Origin of the sequence: Shimia sp., assembly GCF_041624275.1 — a bacterium.
Lineage (GTDB): Bacteria > Pseudomonadota > Alphaproteobacteria > Rhodobacterales > Rhodobacteraceae > Shimia.
The window spans coordinates 1-15,645 of the sequence record NZ_JBFJVE010000049.1; the positions used below are offsets into that span (position 1 = coordinate 1).

A 15,645-nucleotide genomic window follows, 5' to 3' on the forward strand; every position below is an offset into this window, starting at 1 on the left:
CCCTTCGGGCGCAGTCGATCTGCGTTCACGGCGACAGCCCCGGCGCTGTGCGGATGGCCGCGACCATACGCCAGCGTCTCGAGGACGAAGGGATCACCCTGCGCCCGTTTCTCGACCTCTGATCCAGCGCCAGCCGCTGACCGCGGGCCATGCCCTAGGCACTCAGATCGAAGCGTTCGTCGGGGAAGTACTTGGCCAGCCGCACCTCGGCGGCGCGGGCATGGCCTTCCATGCCCTCGAGGCGGGAAATCCGCGCCGTCGCCTCGGCCACCGGTCGCGAGCCGTCGCGCGTGGCGCGCTGCCATGTAACCACCTTCATGTATTTGTGAACGCTGAGCCCGCCGGTGTAGCTGGCCGCGCCCGAGGTCGGCAGAACATGGTTGGTGCCGCTGGCCTTGTCGCCGTAGGACACCGTGGTTTCCTCGCCCAGGAACAGCGCGCCATAAGAGGTCAGGCGCGCCAGCCACCAGTCGAGATCGGCGGCCTGCACCGTCAGATGTTCGGGCGCATAGTCATCGGAACAGGCGGCCATGTCCTCGCGGTCGCCGCACAGGATCACCTCGGCACAGTCGCGCCATGCGGCACGGGCGTTGTCGCGGTTGAAGGCGGGCAGCGCCTCGATCAGTCGGGGCACCAGCTCCATCACCCGCGTCGCCAGCGCCCGGTCGTCGGTGACCAGCCAAACCGGCGAGTTGTCGCCATGTTCGGCCTGGCTGACGAGATCGGTGGCCACCACAAGGGCGTCCGAGGTGGCATCGGCCAGAATCAGACTGTCGGTGGGCCCGGCGATCATGTCGATGCCGACCTGCCCGAACAGAAGACGCTTGGCCTCGGCGACATACTGGTTGCCCGGACCGACAAGGATATTGGCCCGGGGCAGGCCGAACAGCCCGTAGGTCATCGCCGCCACCCCCTGCACCCCGCCCATGGCAAGGATCCGGTCAGCGCCGCAGATATGGGCGGCAAAGACCGTCGCCGGGGCGATCCCCTGCCCCGGGCGCGGCGGCGAGCAGGCGGTGATATGGCGGCACCCCGCGACCTTGGCGGTGGTCACGGTCATGATGGCGCTGGCGGTATGGCTGTAGCGCCCGCCCGGCACGTAGCATCCGGCAGCCGCAACGGGGATCGTTCTTTGCCCGGCGAGGAAACCGGGCAGGATCTCGATTTCCACGTCGTGCAGGGTCGATTTCTGGGCCTCGGCAAAGCGTCGCACGTTGTCGTGGGCAAAGCGGATATCGGCCTTCAGCTTGTCGGGCACCCGGGTGCAGGCGTCGGCGATCTCTTCCGGCGTCAGCAGGACATTGCCGTCATGGCCATCGAAACGGGCGGCATATTCCAGCGCCTTGGTCTCGCCGCCCTGCGCGATGTCAGCAAGGATACGGCGCACCGTTTCGCGAACGTCGCCGGCGCCGGTCGCCGCAGTTCGGATCGCCTTCTTCAGGTATTCGCGTGCCATGTCGCCGCCCCCCATGCCGCACAGACAGCGCGACGGGGCACCGCCCCGGACGCCGGCAGGCCCGAGGCCCGCCCCGCAGAGCTGACACGGAAGCGCCGCGTGGGCAACGCGCTGGCGGATGATTAAGAAAAACCGAACGCGGATTTCCGAGAAGCCGAAGCCGCCCGGCTTCTCGCCACAAGACCGGCCGCCCGAGGGCGCTGCCGGCCCAAGGCCCGCAACCGGCGGCGATCAGGCCAGAATCGCCTCGATCCGCTCAAGCGTTGCGCAGTCGACGGCGACGCCGGCCGTTCTCGCGGCTTGGCGCTTGCGGGCCCGTCCATCCCCCGGAAGCCGGGCTCCGTCCTGGGCGTGGATGGCCTCGGCCAGCGCCGTCACCCGCTCGGCAAACGCCCCGCCCGAGGTCGCCGCCGGGTCGATGGCAAGAAAGAACTGCCCGGTCTTCGGCGGACCGCCGGCAGTGCCCGAAAAGGGCGAGGCATCCTTGCCCAGAACCGCCCCGGTCATCGCGGCGGCCATGATCTCGGTCAGCAGCGCCACGCCGACCCCCTTGTAGCCGCCTGAAGGCGCCATCGACCCCTTGAGGCCGACATTGGGGTCGGTGGTCGGGTTGCCCTCGTTGTCCAGCGCCCATCCGACCGGGATCGGCCGGCCTTCGCGGGCGTGTTTCATCACTTCGGACTTGGCGATCGTGCTGGCCGACTGGTCGATCATGATCACCGGCTCCCCCCCCGCGCCCGGCGCCGCGATCGAGAACGGGTTGGTGCCGACCACCGGCCTGGCCCCGCCCGAAGGCGCGATCGAGGCCGGCGCATTGGTAAAGCCCAGCCCCAAGAGACCGGCCTGGGCAAGGCGCAAAGTGTGATAGCCCAGCACACCGCAATTGTAGCTGTTGTGGATCGCCAGCGCCGCGACGCCCTGATCCCGCGCCATCGGCACCAGCCGGTCGAAACCGGCGTCAATCGCGGCATGGGCAAAGCCGGTGGCAGCGTCGACCGTCACCACGCCGGGACGGGGCTGCGACACCACCGGCACCGCGCGGCCATCGACCTTGCCGCATTGCACATGCTCGCAATAGATCGGGATATAGGCCAGCCCGTGGCTGGCCACCCCGTCGGCCTCGGTGGCGGCGGTGGCCACGGCCAGCGGGCGGGCGTTGTCCTCGCTCGTGCCTGCGGCGACAAGGGCGCGCAGGGCCAGATCCTCGATCTCGTCAAGGGTCAGGGTCTTGGTTTGCATCGCTTTCACCTTCGTTCAGTCGTTGTCAGAGAGGCCGGCCCCGGCGCCGCGCATCCGGCTTTCTTCGGTCGCGGGCGCATAGGTGCGGTGGGCCAGCCGCTCAAGGGTCTGCCATGCGACATCATCGGGCGTGGCGCGGGTGGCCATGGGCCGCAGGTCGTCGAGCGCGCCGGGATCGCCGCCGCATAACAGCCGGAGCGGCGCGGGCGCGGCCGGGAAGGTCGCCGAAAGCCGCAGCCGCCGGCCGTCCGTCGTGGCCCACGCCCCCTTGCATTCGACCGTGACGCATTGCCCGGTCTGGCGGGCCACCAGCGCCGCGAAGGGCAGAACCATGGCCGGCGCCGCGACCTCGGCCAGCAGGGTCTCCTGTCCGGCCAGCGCCGCCGCGCGGTCCGACAGCGCCGCGCCCTCGGCCAGCGGGCAGGCGGCGGCGGACGGGTCGCGCGACAGGGCCGTCGACAGGATCGCGACCCCGTCCAGCCCCTGAGCACAGAGCCAGCGGGTCGCCTTGCCGGCCTCTTCCGCCAGCCCCCATGGATGGCCCGCGCCCCGGGCTGCCTTCTTGGCGGTGGCTTCCACCTCGTTCAGTGCGAAACTCATGCGGTTGCCTCCGGATAGACCCAGAAATCGGCATTGCGCGCCGTCAGATCCGGGGGATAGGGCGCGTCGGCATACATGCAGATACGCACCCAGCGGTCCGAGCGCGGGTCGAAATGCGTCGCCCCGAAAAAGGACAGCTTGGCGCGCAGCATGTCGATCGGCATCAGATCGGCCGCGATCGTGTTCGAGCGGATCTCGCCATAGGGCGCGCTGGCCGAGATCTGGGCCCGGCGCAGCGTGTGGCGATGCTCGGGGTGCGCCTGAAGAAAGACCGATATCGGCTGGTCCGCGTCCCGGTCGCACAGCGCACGATGGGCCAGTGCCGCGTCGCGGGCCGGGGCCAGGGGCTGTTCGTAGGCTTCGACCGGCTCTTCGAAACGCTCGCCCAGCCGGGGTTCGAGCTTTTCTTCCGAGACATACCAGGCCCGCGCGCAGGTCTCGCGGGCGCTCCAGTCGAGATCCAGCGCCCAGCCGAAACTGGCCTCGATCAGCCGGCGCATCTCTGCGACCGTCATCGCGCCGTCGATGATGAAGGCATCGGGGGTATCGTCGGCCATGGTGGCGCCCAGCCCGTCGACGAGGTCGGGATAGGGTTCGAGGATCAGCGAGGCCAGCAGTTCCTGCCCCTCTTCGCTCAGCGCCCCCTCTGCCCAGTGCATAAGCCGGTCCCAGGGGGCCTCGGGCGACCAGTCGAACGCCCCGAGATGCTGCCGCAGCGCAGCCAGATCAGCCTTCAGTTGCGCAAGCTTGGCGATCTGGAGCGGGTGCTCGGAATGCCATTTGGCGACCGAAAGCCCGGATCGGGTCAGCAGGTCGGTGAACTGCGCCTGCGCCCGGTCCGAGGCCCGGGCCAGCGCACGCACCGTGGCAATCGCCTCTTCCCGGGCCCGGATCCAGTTGTTGAACAGCACCGGGTGGTTGACGATGAAGGGTGCCATGCCAAGCCCGGTGGAATTGCCGATGCCGAGGCAGCGGGCCAGGGCGGGGTCCAGCGGCACCGCGGTGTCGCCGCCGCGCATTCTGGCCATATGTTCCACCAGATCGCGCACGAACCAGCGCGTCAGATAGACCGAAAGCATCTCGGCCTGGAAGGGGGCTGCCATTTCCGGCCGCCCGGCGATGATCTCGCGGTCCGCCGCCCCCAGCTTGCCCGATCCGTAGACCGCCGTCGTGCGCATCAGGTAGCCCACCGCCGCGACCCGCTGCGGGTCCGGCTGACGGCCCTGCGAAAGCGCATCGACGAAATGCTCCCACAGGCGCACCGAGCGGTTGGCCCGCGATACCGAGATTTCGCTCTGGCTGACGCGGCCCGCTTCCTGAAGCGGCACATTGCGCGACAGGCGGTCGATATCGGCCTTGGTCGGGATGCCGTCGAACAGGGTGAAGGTCGCGTCCCAGGCGGTGGCGATGACCCGGTCCGAGCGCATTTCCGGCGGCAGGTCATGGGCAAAGGCGACTAGGGAATAGCTGCGTTCCGGCCCGGCGGCGGTATAGACCGCATGCCCCACCCCCGCGGCGTCGATGTCGAAGACGGGGCGCGAGAAACGCCAGTTCTCGGCCGCCATACGCCGCGTCAACTGACGCATGAAACTAAGCCGGCACTGGTGCAGCGACCCGAGCCGGGAAAGCCGCATCACGATCTCCGGCGACCGGACCTTGCTCATCATGTGCCCCCCGTCATGCCGCCTGCCTGCTGCGGCGTGAAATTCCTTTCGAAGAAACGATACCAGTTCTGCCCCATGATGCCAGCGACCTCGTCCGCGTTCAGGCCGGTTGCCCTGAGGCCGTTCTCGAGATTGCCGAAATCGCGGTTGTCGCGGAACCAGCCGGGCATCGGCGGGAAACCGGGCAGGCTGGCCGAGCCTTCGCCATAGTCGATCTCCTTGCTCCAGCGCCCGACGCGCATCCATTCGACAACCGAGTCGGGCTGGTCCTGGCAGAGATCGCTGCCGATGCCCAGGTGCTCGGCCCCGTAGCTGTCCGCCGCGCGGGCGATCATCTCGCAGAAACTCTCCAGCGTGCAGTCCGACTTGCCCTTCAGGTGATGGGGGTAAAGCGAAAATCCGAGCATCCCGCCGCGTTCGGTGACCGCGCGGATCACCGCGTCGCGCTTGTTGCGCAACGCCGGTGCCCAGTCATGCGGGTTCGCGTGAGTGATGGCGATGGGACGCTCGGACAGCTCGGCGGCCTCGATGGTCGAACGGTCTCCGGAATGGCTCATGTCGACCACCAGCCCGACCCGGTTCATCTCTTTGATGACCTGTTTGCCCATGCGGGTGATGCCGGCGTCGTAACTCTCGTAGCAGCCGGTCGCCAGCAGCGACTGGTTGTTATAGGTCAGCTGCATGAAGCGCGCGCCCAGATCGTGCAGCACCTCGACCAGGCCGATGTCGTCCTCGATCGGGCTCGGGTTCTGAAAGCCGAAGAACACCGCCGTGCGGCCGGTTTCGCGCGCCACGTCGATGTCGCGCGCCCAGCGCCCCTTCATGATCAGGTCGGGGAACTGCTCGAACCAGCGGTTCCACTTCTCGAAGTTGAGCACCGTTTCACGGAAGCTCTCGTGATAGGCGATTGTGACATGGATCGCATCGACCCCGCCTTCGCGCAGTTGGCGGAAGATCTTTTCCGACCAGTTGGCATATTGCAGCCCGTCAATGCGCATCAGACCGGCCCGGCGCTGATATAGGCGGTTTTCACCGTGGTGTAGAATTCGGCCGCCGCCTTGCCCTGTTCGCGCGGCCCGTAAGAACTGTCGCCGCGCCCGCCAAAGGGCACATGATAATCGGTGCCTGCCGTAGGCAGGTTCACCGTCACCACCCCGGTGCGCGCGTTGCGGCGGAAATGGGTGGCGCGGGCCAGCGACCGGGTCACGATGCCCGAGGTGAGACCGAAATTGGTGTCGTTGACGACGCTCAGGGCCTCGTCATAGCTGCCGACCCGGATCACCGAGGTCAGCGGCGCGAACATCTCTTCGCGGTTGATGCGCATCGCGTTGGTGGTGTTCAGGAACACGCCGGGCGACATGTAGAACCCGTCGTGCGGCATCTCGAGCCGGGTACCGCCACAGGCCAGCTCGGCCCCTTCAGAGCGGCCCAGATCGACATAGGCCAGGTTTTCGTCCAGCTGCTGCTGGCTGACCACGGGGCCCATCTGGGTGCCCTCTTCCAGCGCGTGGCCCACTTTCATCGCCCGCGCACCGGCCACCAGTTTTTCAACAAAGGCATCATGCACGGCCTCGTGGACCACGAGCCGGGAGGAGGCGGTACATTTCTGGCCCGAACCACCGAAGGCGCCGCCCAGCGCCAGCGTCACCGCAAGATCAAGGTCGGCATCGTCCATCACCGCCAGCGCGTTCTTCGAGCCCATCTCCATCTGCACCTTGGTCAGGTTCTGGATCGCGGCCGAGGCGATCCCCTTGCCCACCGGCACCGAACCGGTGAAGGAAATCGCGTTCACCTTGGGGCTTTCCACCAGCCGCTGCCCGACCGCGCGCCCGGCGCCCATGACCAGCGAGAAAAGCCCCTTGGGAATATCCTGCCGGGCGATGATCTCGGTCAGTGCCACCGCCGAAGCCGGGGTCACATTGGCCGGCTTCCAGACCACCGCATTGCCATAACACAGCGCCGGGGCGATCTTCCATGACGCGGTGGCGGTGGGAAAGTTCCACGGGCTGATGATGGCAACGGTGCCCACAGGCTCGCGGCGGACGTCGATCTCGACCCCGTCGCGCACGGAATCCGCATTCTCGCCGATCTGGCGCAGGCATTCGGCGGCGTAATAGGTAAAGAACTGCCCGGCGCGATAGACCTCGCCCTTGCCCTCGGCCAGCGGCTTGCCCTCTTCGCGCGACAGCAGCCGGCCCAGTTCCTCGGCCCGCGCCATCAGCTCGTTGCCGATCGCCATCAGCACCGCCTGCTTGCGCTCGGGCCCATAGGCCTGCCACTGGCGCTGCGCGCTGCGCGCCTGATCGAGGGTCGCCTCGAGCTGGTCGGAACTGGCCTGCGCGAAGGTTCCGATCAGATCAGAGAGATCCGACGGGTTGCGGTTTTCGATCTCGGCATCGCCGGCCAGCCATTCGCCGGCAATCAGGTTCATTTGGGTCACGGGTCCACTCGGTTTAAACATTGCTCAAGGGCACTCTGGACATCGCCGCCAATATCAGTCAAATTCAAACTTCTTAAGCTAATTTCAAAATTTCTGAAGCATGGCCATCAAGATCGAAATGCTGCGCAGTTTCTGCGCCGTCGCCAAGGCAGGAAACCTTGCCGAGGCCGCAGCGCAGCTGGGGCGCACCCAGTCGGCGGTGAGCATGACCCTCAAGCAGCTCGAACAGCACCTCGGACAGCCGCTGTTCGAAAGCGAGCGCAAGAACCGGCTGACGGCGCTGGGCGAGCAGGTTTTTGCACTCGGCCTCAGGCAGTTGCAGCAGTTCGACGGCACGATCAAGGCCATCGAGCTTTCGGCCAGCGCGCCGCAGGGCGTGCTTTATGTCGCCGCCGTGCCTTCGATCGCGGCACTGCTTTTTCCGGGTATGGTCGCCCATCTGGCCAAAGCCCATCCCGGCCTCAGGATCGAACTGCGTGATGCCGACACCCAGCAGGTCATCGACGCCCTGTTGCAGGGATGGGCCGATATCGGCATCGCCTCGGCCCGCCACGTGCTGAATGGCATCGGCGTCACCGCGCTGATGCAGGACCGCTATGGGCTGGTCTGCGCCGACCGTCACCCGCTGGCCCGTCACCCCGGCCGCATCACCATCGACGACGTCTTTGCCCGGCCCTTCCTGCGCAACGCCCTGTGCGACCAGATCGAGACCGGGCCGTTCCGCGACCGCCTGACCGGAACCCATGTCACGGTGCACAACACACAGTCGCTGCTGGCCATGGTCCGGGGCGGCGATTGGGTGACTGTGCTGCCGCGCTCGGTGATGGGGCTGATGCCCGAGAGGCTTTCGTTCCGAACCATCGCCGATCTGCCGGACCTGAGGCAGGTCTATCTCTATCACGGCGAAAAGGCCAACGGCGACGGGCCGACCCGCGATGCGCTGGATTTCATCACCGGGCGCCAGTGGTTGCCGCAATCAGCGGCCGGGGCCGTGTTCTGAGACCATCGGCTGCGACCGCGCCGCCAGCTGGCCGGGCCGCCACAGCGTGACCCAACGTCGGACCGCAATTTTGCTGACGCGGCAGGCGATCTTCGCCACAGTGAGAACAGCCGCACCGGGGCCGGGCTCTGTATCTGTCCGATCGCCCGCCTGCGGCTGGAGGCAAAAACCGTTCGAGAGAGACCGTGACCGACTACCCGTTCGAACCACGACTGCGCGAGAGCATCCGCGCGAACCTCGGCCGTTTTGCCGCCCGGGCGCAGCCCGATGACACCCTGCGGCGGGCGGCGGTGGCGATCGTGCTGGCGCGGGATCCCGGCTCTGGCCAGGCCTCGGTCCTGCTGACGTTGCGCGCGGCGTCGCTCAATCGCCATGGCGGGCAATACGCGCTGCCGGGCGGGCGGCTCGACGCGGGCGAAAGCGCCGAACAGGCGGCCCGGCGCGAATTGCACGAAGAGCTCGGGCTGGCGCTTGATCGCGGGCAGGTTCTCGGGCGTCTGGACGATTACGCGACCCGTTCGGGTTTCCGCATCACCCCCTTCGTGCTGTGGTGCCCGCCCGAGGCCGGGATCATCCCGGACCCGTCGGAGGTGGCGGCGGTCTATCACATTCCCCTGGTCGAACTGGCCAGCCCCGAGATTCCGCGCTTTCACGACAACCGCAACGGCGACACCCCGCTCCTGTCGGCCCATATCCCGACGCTCGGACATGAAATCTATGCCCCGACGGCGGCGCTGCTCTATCAGTTCCGCGAGGTCGGACTGTGCGCGCGGGCAACCCGTGTTGCGCATTTCGACCAGCCGGCCTTTGCCTGGAAATAGGCCGGGAAACGGCGCGCGACCACGCGGCGCGCAGCCTTTGCCCGTTCGAAATACTCAACGCACAGGCTTCACGCCAAGCTTTTTCAACAGCTTACCCCCGGAAAGAAATAGGCTATTGCCGCCGATCGAGACCCGATACCTTTCTTTTGATCAAAATCGGGCGCGAGGCCCGCAACGCCGAAAGGACGCACCATGACCAATGCAGAAATCTCGCAGCGCCGCGACGCCGCCGTGGCACGGGGAGTCGGCATGCAGACCCAAATCTATGCCGAGCGCGCCCTCAACGCCGAGGTCTGGGATGTCGAAGGCAACCGCTATATCGACTTCGCCGCCGGAATCGCGGTGGTCAATACCGGGCATTGCCACCCCAAGGTGATGGCGGCGGTGCAGCAGCAGGCCGCCAGCTTCACCCATACCTGCCATCAGGTCATGCCCTACGAGAACTATGTCCGCCTCGCCGAACGGCTCAACGACAAGGTGCCCGGCGATTTCGACAAGAAGACCATCTTCGTCACCACCGGTGCCGAGGCGGTCGAGAACGCGATCAAGATCGCCCGCGCCGCCACCGGCCGCCCGGCGGTGATCGCCTTCGGCGGCGCCTTTCACGGCCGCACCTTCATGGGCATGTCGCTGACCGGCAAGGTGATGCCCTACAAGAAGGGTTTCGGCGCGATGATGCCCGACGTCTATCACGTGCCCTTCCCGATCGAGCTGCACGGCACCTCGACCGACGAGGCCCTTGGCGCGCTGACCAAACTGTTCAAGGCCGACCTCGACCCCGAGCGCGTGGCGGCGATCATCCTCGAGCCGGTGCAGGGCGAAGGCGGGTTCTACCCGGCCCCGGCCGAGCTGATGCGCGGCCTGCGCACGCTCTGCGACGACCATGGCATCGTCATGATCGCCGACGAGGTCCAGACCGGCTTTGCCCGCACCGGCAACCTATTCGCGATGGAGGGCTATGACGTCGCGGCCGACATCACCACCATGGCCAAGGGGCTGGCGGGCGGCCTGCCGCTGGCGGCGGTCACCGGCCGCGCCGATCTGATGGACGCGGCGGCTCCGGGCGGGCTGGGCGGTACCTATGGCGGCAACCCCCTGGGGATCGCGGCCGCCAATGCGGTGCTCGACGTGATCGAGGAAGAAGACCTCTGCGCCCGCGCCAACGAGCTGGGTTCGCGCCTCAAGCAGCGGCTGGAATCGATCCGCGAAAGCACCCCCGAGATCGTCGACATCCGCGGCCCCGGCTTCATGATCGCGGCCGAGTTCAACACCGCCGACGGCAGCGCCCCCAACCCCGAGATGGCCAATGCCATCCGCACCGAGGCCCTGTCGCGTGGCCTGGTTCTCCTGACCTGCGGCGTCTACGGCAACGTGATCCGTTTCCTCGCGCCGATCACCATCGAGGACGAGATTCTGGCCGAGGCGCTGGACATCCTCGAAGCCTCGGTCGAGGCGGTCAAGGCGCGCTGAGGCACGTCGCCCGAACCCCCTTGGGCCGGGTTCTTCCGGCCCAAGATTCAGATCACGTCCAGCGAGATTTTGACCCGGTCCATCACCACCGCCGTCTTGAACTTGCTGATATTGGATTCATCGAAGAAATAGGTCTGGGTGAAAGCCTCGTATTCCTTGATGTCCTCGACCACCAGGATCAGCACGAAATCGCTCTCGCCGGTGGTGTAATAGCATTGCTGCACCTGCGGCGCGCTCCGCATCCTGCGCTTGAAGGCATCCAGCTGGGCGCGGCTTTCGCGCTCGAGCAGGACTTCGACGATGATCGTCATGCCACGCCCCAGCCTGGCCGGGGACAGAACCGCGATTTCGCGTTCGATCACCCCCTGCGCGCGCAGCTTCTGAAGCCGTTTGTGAACCGCCGCCGGCGACAGGCCGACATCCTCGCCGATCGCCTCGGCGGTCAGCCGCGCATTGGCCTGTACCAGGCGCAGAATTTTCAGATCCTTGTCGTCCATTTCCGAAATTTATCACAGATTCGATGGTTTTCGAGGTTTTTCCCATCGAAATCGGAAAACTCCGATGATTTCCCCACCCGTATCCGCGCCATCCTTCCTGCAACCGGGCCCGGAGGCATCATGGACGACTTTCACCAGAGACTGACCCGCCTGCGGCGGCAGTTGCATCGCAACCCCGAACTGGGCTTGCAGGAACGGCAGACCAAGGCGCTGGTCGCCGGGCATCTGCGCGCACTGGGGCTGGAGGTGCACGAGGGGGCCGGCGTTGTCGGTGTCCTGCGTGCCGGCCAAGGCAACCGCGCCATCGGGCTGCGCGCCGACATGGACGCGCTGCCGATCCAGGAACGCTCGGCCCATGACTATGCGTCCCAGACCCCCGGCATCATGCATGCCTGCGGCCACGACGGGCACACGGCGATGCTGCTTGGCGCGGCCGAACGGCTGGCGGCCGAGGGCGGCTTTGACGGCACCGTGGTGTTCCTGTTCCAACCCGACGAGGAACAGGGCACGGGCGCGCGCCGGATGATCGAGGAAGGCGTGCTGCAACGGTTCCCCATCGACGAGGTCTATGCGATTCACAACCTGCCCGGCGCGCCGCTGGGGCAGGTCTCGACCCGCAGCGGGCTGATCTGCAACAGCGAAAGCCTGTTCGAGATCACCATCCGGGGCCGGGGCGGCCATGCTTCGATGCCGCAGGCGGGGGTCGATGCGATCACGGTCGGCGCCGAACTGGTCATGGCGCTGCAGACCATCGTGGCGCGCAGGCTGCCCGCCGGCGCCGGGGCGGTGGTTTCGGTGACCGAATTTGTCACCGACGGGCAACGCAACGTGCTGCCCGGGCGGGCGGTTCTGAAGGGCGATGCCCGCGCCCGCTCACCCGAGGACCGCGCCCGGATCGAGACCTTCATGCGCCGCATCGCGGCCGGGGTGGCGGCGGCCCATGGGGTCGAGGTCGAGGTGACATTCGACACCGAATTCGCCGAGACCATCAATGCCCCCGCCCCGACCGAAGCGGTCTATCGCGCCGCCGAGGCCGCGGGCTGCGCGGTCCTGCGCCAGCGCCCGCCGATGACCTTTTCCGAGGATTTCGCCCAGTTCAGCCGGGCGGTGCCCGGCTGTTTCCTGCTGCTCGGCAATGGCACCGAGGGCCCCAGCGGCCAGCCACTGCACGCGGCGGATTACGATTTCAACGACGACCTGCTGCCGATCGGCGCAGAGTTCTGGCTGCGGCTGGTTCGCGACCGGCTGCCCAACCACGAGGACCGATGATGTTCGCACCTTTCGCTTCCGCCAATCTGCAACACCTTGCGGTGCGTCCTGATCCGGACCGGGCCGCGCATGACGTCCTGAGCCCGGCCGATTTCGATGAGGCCTGCGGCGAAATCGTCAACTGGCCCGGATATGAGGCGACGCCGCTGGTGGCGCTGGACGGGCTCGCGGCCCAACTGGGCCTTGCCCGGATCGACTACAAACACGAGGGCCCGCGCTTTGGCCTCGGCAGTTTCAAGGCGCTTGGCGGCTCCTATGCGGCGCTGCGGGTGTTGCAGCGTGAACTCAGCAAACGGCTGGGGCGCGCGGTCGACCCCTACGAGATTCGCAACGGCACGCTGGCCGACGCCTGTCGCGCCATCACGCTGGTATCGGCGACCGACGGCAACCACGGCCGTTCGCTGGCCTGGGGCTGCCAGCGCTTTGGCGCCCCCTGCCGGATCTACATCCATGCCGAGGTCAGCGAGGGGCGCGCCGCGGCCATGCGCGAGCTGGGCGCCGAGGTCATCCGAATCAAGGGGGATTACGACGAATCCGTGCGGCTGGCCAAGGACGAGGCCGCGGCCAACGGCTGGTTCGTCGTCTCTGACACCTCATGGCCCGGCTACAGCGCACCGCCGCGCGATGTCATGGCCGGCTATGGCGTGATGACCCGCGAAATCTGCGAAACCCTGCAACAGCCCCCGACCCATGTCTTCCTTCAGGGGGGGGTCGGCGGGCTGGCGGCCTCGGTGGCGGCGGGGCTGCGCCAGCACTATGGCGATGCCGCGCCCCGCGTGGTGATCGTCGAACCGGAACTGGCGGCCTGCCTGTTCGAAAGCGCCGCCCGGGGCCGGGCGACCTCGGTCGCCATTTCGCAAGAAACCATCATGGCCGGGCTTTCCTGCGGCGAGCCCTCGGAAATGGCCTGGGACATCCTGCGCGAAGAGGCCACCGACTATATCACCATCCCCGACGGCATCGTTGCACCGACCGTGCGCCTGCTGGCCCGAGGCGATTACGGCGACGCCCCGCTCGAGGCGGGCGAAAGCGCGGTCGCCGGGCTGGCGGCGGTAATTGCAGCCTGCCAAAGCGACGAGTTATCGGTTAACCTGGGGTTGAGCGACGTTTCGCGGATTCTTCTGATCGGATCCGAAGGTGTCACCGATCCGGAGATTTTCTCCGCCATCATGCAGGGAAACGACCATGTCTGAGACCCCGACACGCGGTTTTGAAGAGGCAGAATTCCAGACCCGGACCCGGAACGCGCAGCGCCTGATGGCGGCGCAGGGGCTGGACGGGCTGCTGTTGCTCAGCGAAGCCGAAGTGCGCTATTTCAGCGGATTTCACACCCTGTTCTGGCAAAGCCCGACCCGGCCGTGGTTCCTGTTCATCCCGCCCGAAGGCAAACCTGTCGCCATCATTCCCGAGATCGGCGCCGACCTGATGCGCCGCACCTGGATCGACGATATCCGCAGCTGGAGCGCCCCGGCCCCCGAGGATGATGGTCTCAGCCTGCTGACGGAATTGCTGGCCCCGCTGGCGGCGAAATCGGCGACGCTGGGCGTGATGAAGGGCCATGAAACGGGGCTGCGGATGCCGCTGGGCGATTACGAGCGCCTGATGGCTGCCCTGCCCGGGCTGGCCATCGCCGACGCCACCGGGCTGGTCCGCCAGCTGCGGATGGTGAAATCCGAGGCCGAGATCGCCAAGCTGGCGCATATCTGCGCCATCGGCTCGCGCAGTTTTGCCCGCCTGCCCGAGATCGCCCGCCAGGGCCAGCCGCTGGAAGAGCTGTTTCGCGCCTTCCGCCGCGAGGCGCTGGCGCAGGGGGCGGATGACGTGCCCTATCTGGTCGGCGGCGCCGATCAGGGCGGCTATCACGACGTGATCTCGCCGCCAAGCCGGCGCCCTCTGGCGCTGGGCGACATCGTCATGCTCGACACCGGCGCCACATGGGACGGCTATTTCTGCGATTTCGACCGCAACTTCGCCGTCGGCCGCGCCGATGACCAGTCTCGGCGCGCCTATGACGTTCTGTGGCGCGCCACCGAGGCCGGGCTGGCCGCCGCCCGCCCCGGCGCCACCTGCCGCGACCTGTTTCGCGCCATGCAGGCGGTGATCGCCGAGATGGACCCCGGCGGCGGCGATGTCGGACGCTTGGGCCACGGGCTGGGCATGCAGCTGACCGAATGGCCGTCGCTTGCCGCCTTCGACGACACGGTGCTGCGGGAAAACATGGTGCTGACGCTGGAGCCTTCGCTGGGCTATGGCGACGGGCGGATCATGGTGCACGAGGAAAACATCGTTCTGCGCGCCGGCGGGGCCGAGTTGCTGACCAGCCGCGCCGCGCCGGAACTGCCGATCTTCTAGGAGGCTGTCATGAAGCTGGATTTCGACACCGATGACGGTATCGGCCACCGCGCCACCCTTGGGGTGATCGTGCTCGAGACCGACGAGACGCTGGAGCCGGAATTCGCGCGCATGACCGCCGCCGAGGGCATCGCGCTTTACCACAGCCGCATTCCGATGGTCGCCGAGATCCGCCCCGACACGCTGGCCCGGATGGAACGGGATCTGCCGGCCTCGGCGCGCCTGTTGCCGCCCTCGCTCGATTTCGACGTCATCGGCTACGGCTGCACCTCGGCCTCGACGGTGATCGGCTCGGACAGGGTGGCCAGCGCGATCCAGAGCGTGTTTCCCAAGGCCAGGGTCAGCGATCCGCTGGCCGCGCTGATCGCCGCCGGCAGGGCGCTGGGCCTGCGCCGGCTGGGATTTGTCACGCCCTACCTGCCCGAGGTCTCGCAGGCCATGCGACAGAAACTGGAGGCGGCCGGATTCGTCATCGCCGGCTTCGGCTCTTTCGAGGAAGGCAACGACCCGGTGGTGGCCCGGATCACCGAAACCGCGATCACCAAGGCCGCGCTGGCGGTGGCTCAGAGCGCAGCCTGCGACGGGGTGGTGATTTCCTGCACCAACCTGCGCTGCCTGCGCGTGATCCCGGACATCGAGGCGCAGACCGGGCTGCCGGTCCTGTCCAGCAATCAGGCGCTGTGCTGGCACATGATGCGCCTGGCCGGTATCGACGAGACGATGCCGCAGTTCGGCCGGCTTTTCTCGGCGCCCCTGCGCGGCTGAGCGACAGGGCGGAAAGGCTCAGAAATCAAGCCCCAGATCGACGGTGCGCGCCGAATGGGTCAGCGCCCCGGA

Annotated in this window: 15 protein-coding genes; 8 read left to right on the top strand and 7 right to left on the bottom strand. The window is 67.3% G+C overall.

Annotated elements, in window-relative coordinates; all coding sequences use genetic code 11:
- On the top strand, positions 1–122 hold a 122-nt coding region (locus ABZD10_RS05805), incomplete at its 5' end, for a LamB/YcsF family protein (RefSeq protein ID WP_372885211.1).
- A gap of 32 nt (positions 123–154) precedes the next feature.
- Here ABZD10_RS05805 and hisD read toward each other — a convergent pair.
- The 6 genes from hisD to ABZD10_RS05835 all read right to left on the bottom strand — a co-directional run bounded on the left by hisD (position 155) and on the right by ABZD10_RS05835 (position 7,390).
- Positions 155–1,456 carry a histidinol dehydrogenase gene (hisD, locus tag ABZD10_RS05810; RefSeq protein ID WP_372885198.1) on the bottom strand — a complete coding sequence of 434 codons (1,302 nt, stop codon included), beginning with the start codon at positions 1,454–1,456 and terminating at the stop codon, positions 155–157.
- A 231-nt stretch (positions 1,457–1,687) separates the two neighbouring features.
- Positions 1,688–2,695 (bottom strand): Ldh family oxidoreductase, encoded by a 1,008-nt coding sequence (locus ABZD10_RS05815; protein ID WP_372885199.1) that lies wholly within the window; start codon positions 2,693–2,695, stop codon positions 1,688–1,690.
- Between the two features lie 15 nt (positions 2,696–2,710).
- The gene (locus ABZD10_RS05820) at positions 2,711–3,295 is read right to left on the bottom strand and encodes a DUF3726 domain-containing protein (RefSeq protein ID WP_372885200.1); all 585 of its coding nucleotides are present in this window, start codon (positions 3,293–3,295) and stop codon (positions 2,711–2,713) included.
- Positions 3,292–4,959: a hypothetical protein gene (locus tag ABZD10_RS05825; RefSeq protein WP_372885201.1), complete on the bottom strand. Its 1,668-nt coding sequence runs from the start codon at positions 4,957–4,959 to the stop codon at positions 3,292–3,294. The genes ABZD10_RS05820 and ABZD10_RS05825 overlap by 4 nt, the downstream gene beginning before the upstream one ends.
- Complete coding sequence (locus tag ABZD10_RS05830) at positions 4,959–5,957, bottom strand: membrane dipeptidase (protein WP_372885202.1); 999 nt, start codon at positions 5,955–5,957, stop codon at positions 4,959–4,961. The genes ABZD10_RS05825 and ABZD10_RS05830 overlap by 1 nt, the downstream gene beginning before the upstream one ends.
- The gene (locus tag ABZD10_RS05835) at positions 5,957–7,390 is read right to left on the bottom strand and encodes an aldehyde dehydrogenase family protein (RefSeq protein WP_372885212.1); all 1,434 of its coding nucleotides are present in this window, start codon (positions 7,388–7,390) and stop codon (positions 5,957–5,959) included. Before ABZD10_RS05835 ends, ABZD10_RS05830 begins: the two co-directional genes overlap by 1 nt.
- A 109-nt stretch (positions 7,391–7,499) precedes the next feature.
- On the opposite strand from ABZD10_RS05835, the gene ABZD10_RS05840 reads away from it, so the two are divergent.
- The 3 genes from ABZD10_RS05840 to ABZD10_RS05850 all read left to right on the top strand — a co-directional run bounded on the left by ABZD10_RS05840 (position 7,500) and on the right by ABZD10_RS05850 (position 10,690).
- Complete coding sequence (locus tag ABZD10_RS05840; protein WP_372885203.1) at positions 7,500–8,399, top strand: LysR family transcriptional regulator; 900 nt, start codon at positions 7,500–7,502, stop codon at positions 8,397–8,399.
- A gap of 185 nt (positions 8,400–8,584) precedes the next feature.
- Positions 8,585–9,220 (top strand): CoA pyrophosphatase, encoded by a 636-nt coding sequence (locus tag ABZD10_RS05845; RefSeq protein ID WP_372885204.1) that lies wholly within the window; start codon positions 8,585–8,587, stop codon positions 9,218–9,220.
- 192 nt (positions 9,221–9,412) lie between these two features.
- Positions 9,413–10,690 (top strand): 4-aminobutyrate--2-oxoglutarate transaminase, encoded by a 1,278-nt coding sequence (locus ABZD10_RS05850; protein ID WP_372885205.1) that lies wholly within the window; start codon positions 9,413–9,415, stop codon positions 10,688–10,690.
- A 47-nt stretch (positions 10,691–10,737) separates the two neighbouring features.
- Here the strand turns inward: ABZD10_RS05850 and ABZD10_RS05855 are convergent, their stop codons facing one another.
- On the bottom strand, positions 10,738–11,187 hold the full coding sequence (locus ABZD10_RS05855) for an Lrp/AsnC family transcriptional regulator (protein ID WP_372885206.1): 450 nt from the start codon (positions 11,185–11,187) through the stop codon (positions 10,738–10,740).
- Between the two features lie 120 nt (positions 11,188–11,307).
- Here ABZD10_RS05855 and ABZD10_RS05860 point away from each other — a divergent pair, with 120 nt between their 5' ends.
- Genes ABZD10_RS05860 through ABZD10_RS05875 form a run of 4 tightly spaced genes read left to right on the top strand, consistent with a single transcriptional unit; the run spans position 11,308 to position 15,573 of the window.
- Positions 11,308–12,456: an amidohydrolase gene (locus tag ABZD10_RS05860; RefSeq protein ID WP_372885207.1), complete on the top strand. Its 1,149-nt coding sequence runs from the start codon at positions 11,308–11,310 to the stop codon at positions 12,454–12,456.
- Positions 12,456–13,649 carry a diaminopropionate ammonia-lyase gene (locus ABZD10_RS05865; RefSeq protein ID WP_372885208.1) on the top strand — a complete coding sequence of 398 codons (1,194 nt, stop codon included), beginning with the start codon at positions 12,456–12,458 and terminating at the stop codon, positions 13,647–13,649. Before ABZD10_RS05860 ends, ABZD10_RS05865 begins: the two co-directional genes overlap by 1 nt.
- Positions 13,642–14,808 carry a M24 family metallopeptidase gene (locus ABZD10_RS05870; protein WP_372885209.1) on the top strand — a complete coding sequence of 389 codons (1,167 nt, stop codon included), beginning with the start codon at positions 13,642–13,644 and terminating at the stop codon, positions 14,806–14,808. The genes ABZD10_RS05865 and ABZD10_RS05870 overlap by 8 nt, the downstream gene beginning before the upstream one ends.
- Before the next feature lie 9 nt (positions 14,809–14,817).
- The gene (locus tag ABZD10_RS05875) at positions 14,818–15,573 is read left to right on the top strand and encodes an Asp/Glu racemase (protein WP_372885210.1); all 756 of its coding nucleotides are present in this window, start codon (positions 14,818–14,820) and stop codon (positions 15,571–15,573) included.
- Positions 15,574–15,645: the final 72 nt, after the last annotated feature.

Excerpts from the sequence above, each read along its gene's own strand:
- ABZD10_RS05870 (WP_372885209.1), top strand. The coding sequence starts at position 13,642 with ATGTCTGAGACCCCGACACGCGGTTTTGAAGAGGCAGAATTCCAGACC.
- ABZD10_RS05820 (WP_372885200.1), bottom strand. The coding sequence starts at position 3,295 with ATGAGTTTCGCACTGAACGAGGTGGAAGCCACCGCCAAGAAGGCAGCC.
- ABZD10_RS05840 (WP_372885203.1), top strand. The coding sequence starts at position 7,500 with ATGGCCATCAAGATCGAAATGCTGCGCAGTTTCTGCGCCGTCGCCAAG.
- ABZD10_RS05865 (WP_372885208.1), top strand. The coding sequence starts at position 12,456 with ATGTTCGCACCTTTCGCTTCCGCCAATCTGCAACACCTTGCGGTGCGT.
- ABZD10_RS05835 (WP_372885212.1), bottom strand. The coding sequence starts at position 7,390 with ATGAACCTGATTGCCGGCGAATGGCTGGCCGGCGATGCCGAGATCGAA.
- hisD (WP_372885198.1), bottom strand. The coding sequence starts at position 1,456 with ATGGCACGCGAATACCTGAAGAAGGCGATCCGAACTGCGGCGACCGGC.
- ABZD10_RS05830 (WP_372885202.1), bottom strand. The coding sequence starts at position 5,957 with ATGCGCATTGACGGGCTGCAATATGCCAACTGGTCGGAAAAGATCTTC.
- ABZD10_RS05825 (WP_372885201.1), bottom strand. The coding sequence starts at position 4,959 with ATGAGCAAGGTCCGGTCGCCGGAGATCGTGATGCGGCTTTCCCGGCTC.
- ABZD10_RS05855 (WP_372885206.1), bottom strand. The coding sequence starts at position 11,187 with ATGGACGACAAGGATCTGAAAATTCTGCGCCTGGTACAGGCCAATGCG.
- ABZD10_RS05860 (WP_372885207.1), top strand. The coding sequence starts at position 11,308 with ATGGACGACTTTCACCAGAGACTGACCCGCCTGCGGCGGCAGTTGCAT.
- ABZD10_RS05875 (WP_372885210.1), top strand. The coding sequence starts at position 14,818 with ATGAAGCTGGATTTCGACACCGATGACGGTATCGGCCACCGCGCCACC.
- ABZD10_RS05850 (WP_372885205.1), top strand. The coding sequence starts at position 9,413 with ATGACCAATGCAGAAATCTCGCAGCGCCGCGACGCCGCCGTGGCACGG.
- ABZD10_RS05815 (WP_372885199.1), bottom strand. The coding sequence starts at position 2,695 with ATGCAAACCAAGACCCTGACCCTTGACGAGATCGAGGATCTGGCCCTG.